A 2,001-nucleotide genomic window follows, 5' to 3' on the forward strand; every position below is an offset into this window, starting at 1 on the left:
CAGCTCGGCCAGCGCGAGCGTGGAGGCACTGGCATGCTCGGACGGCTTGACGACCACCGTGTTGCCGAGCGCCAGGCATGGCGCCAGCGTGCCGGTGAGCAGCATCAGCGGCGAGTTCCATGGCGTGATCATGCCGACGACGCCGATCGGCTCGCGCAGGTTGAAATTGAGCATGTCGAGCTTGTTGACCGGAATGGTGTCGCCGAGCAGCTTGTCGGCCATCCCTGCGAAATAGGTGTAGCTGTCGGGCATGGCGCGCATCTGCGCCCGCATTTCCTTGAGCAGCTTGCCGTTGTCACGGGTCTCGATCAGCGCCAGCGCGTCGGCGTGCTCCAGCACCAGTTCCGCCAGCCGGCGCACCAGCCTGCCGCGGTCGGTCTGGGTCATGCGCCGCCAGGCAGGCGCCGCGAAAGCGGTACGTGCGGCCTCGACGGCCGCGCCGACATCCTCGGCGCCGGCCTCGGCGAACTCGTACCAGGGCTTGCCGGTGGTCGGGTCGAAACTGTCGATGTACTGCCCGGTTTTCGGCGCCACGAACGCCCCGTTGATGAACAGGTTCTGGCGTGAGCCTTCGAGCGATCCGACCGTCGTTTTCATGCTGTCTGTCCTGCGTGGAGCATCATTCGGACGCGGCCTGCGTCCACGATTGCGACTGGCCGTCGATCATGGCGACACGGCCGCCATCGCCGGTGTCGATATAGATGCCGAAGCGTTTGTCCTGGCGCTCGCGGGCATAGCGGCGCAGCATGGCGCGCAGTTCATGCGTGGCGATCCGCTCATAGGGCAGCGCGTCGACGGAAAAGAAGGCGTGACCCTCCGGAAGTGCGGCTTCAGCGCTCTCACGGCTCAGTTCGGCGCGGTAGATGAGATAGCCCGGGTCGCTGTCGGCGACGTCGAAGACCGAATAGAGGAAGGTGTTTTCAGGGACGAGGGTCAGCGCCTCGCCGCCATCGAGGACGAGCTGACTGTCGGCCTTGCGGCGCCGCGCCGTCGGCAGCACCCAACTTCCCTTGCCATCGGTGCGCAAGAGGATGCGGTCGCCGGCTTCGACAAGATAGCCGATGATCATGTCCTGCGAGGCCAGCCAGCCGGCAGGCAGCGGATCCTTTACGCTGGCGTAACGGCCGCGGCAAAACCCGAGCGGCGCCGATGGGCTGGTTCCGAAAGCCTGGACCTGGCCGATCAGGATGATGTGGTCGCCGGCCTCGATGCGGTTGTGAACGGTGCAGTCGAACCATGTCAGGCTGTCGGTGAGGATCGGCGCGCCGGTGTGGGCGCGGTCATGGTTGACCGACTGGAATTTGTCCGCCGCTTTGGATGCGAACACCGAAGAAACGTCGACCTGGCCTTCATGGAGGAAATTGACCGCGAAGGACCGTGTTTCGTTGAATGCGGGAAAGCTCGCCGCCGCCTTGGCGACGCAGACCAGGAGCAACGGCGGGTCAAGCGAGACCGAGGTAAAGGAGTTCGCGGTCATGCCGCGCGGATTGCCGTCGCAGTCGCGCGTGGTGATGACGGTCACGCCGGTGACGAAGGTGCCGAAGGCACGACGCAAGGCGATCGGGTCGATCGTCCTGTGTACCACCGCGTCCGCCATTGCTTTCCTCCCATAGTGTCGGATGAAAGCTAGGCAAGAGACGGCCGGCCTTCTTCCTCCGGTCTGTAGGAAAGATGTCGGGGCGTGCTGCTGCCATCCCGAGCAAGTGCAGGCGCAGCGCGCCTGCACTTGCGGCGGCTGCCGCGTCGAAACAGTGGTGGCGAGGTCAACAGAGTCTAACGGGCTGTCGGCGTGCGGCTGTCGATGATGCCGCTGAGACGGATCGCGAGTTCAACCGCGAAGCGCTGTTCGGGCGTGTCGAGACGGATGCCGAACAGGTCCTCCATGCGCGACAGGCGATAGCGTAAGGTGGTGACATGCAGGCCGATGGCGTCGGCGCAGGCCTGGCTGCGGCAGCCCTCGCGCAGATAGGCAAATAACGTCTCCAGATAGGGCGTGCCGTG

General features: G+C 65.1%; 3 protein-coding genes. All 3 read right to left on the minus strand.

Features of this window, described 5'->3' with window-relative positions; translation table 11 throughout:
* Positions 1-597: aldehyde dehydrogenase family protein (locus tag EN984_RS32585; protein WP_127384259.1), on the minus strand; the 597-nt coding region annotated here is incomplete at its 3' end.
* Positions 598-619: 22 nt separating this feature from the next.
* Positions 620-1,597 (minus strand): flavin reductase family protein, encoded by a 978-nt coding sequence (locus tag EN984_RS32590; protein ID WP_127266842.1) that lies wholly within the window; start codon positions 1,595-1,597, stop codon positions 620-622.
* A 176-nt stretch (positions 1,598-1,773) separates the two neighbouring features.
* Positions 1,774-2,001, minus strand: a 228-nt coding sequence (locus EN984_RS32595; RefSeq protein ID WP_164765829.1) for a helix-turn-helix domain-containing protein, incomplete at its 5' end; no start/stop codon positions are given.

The sequence above is a fragment of the Mesorhizobium sp. M7A.F.Ca.CA.004.12.1.1 genome (genome assembly GCF_003997835.1).
GTDB lineage: Bacteria > Pseudomonadota > Alphaproteobacteria > Rhizobiales > Rhizobiaceae > Mesorhizobium.

Bases quoted from the DNA above. Each gene is read 5' to 3' on its own strand.
- EN984_RS32590 (WP_127266842.1), bottom strand. From the start codon at position 1,597: ATGGCGGACGCGGTGGTACACAGGACGATCGACCCGATCGCCTTGCGT.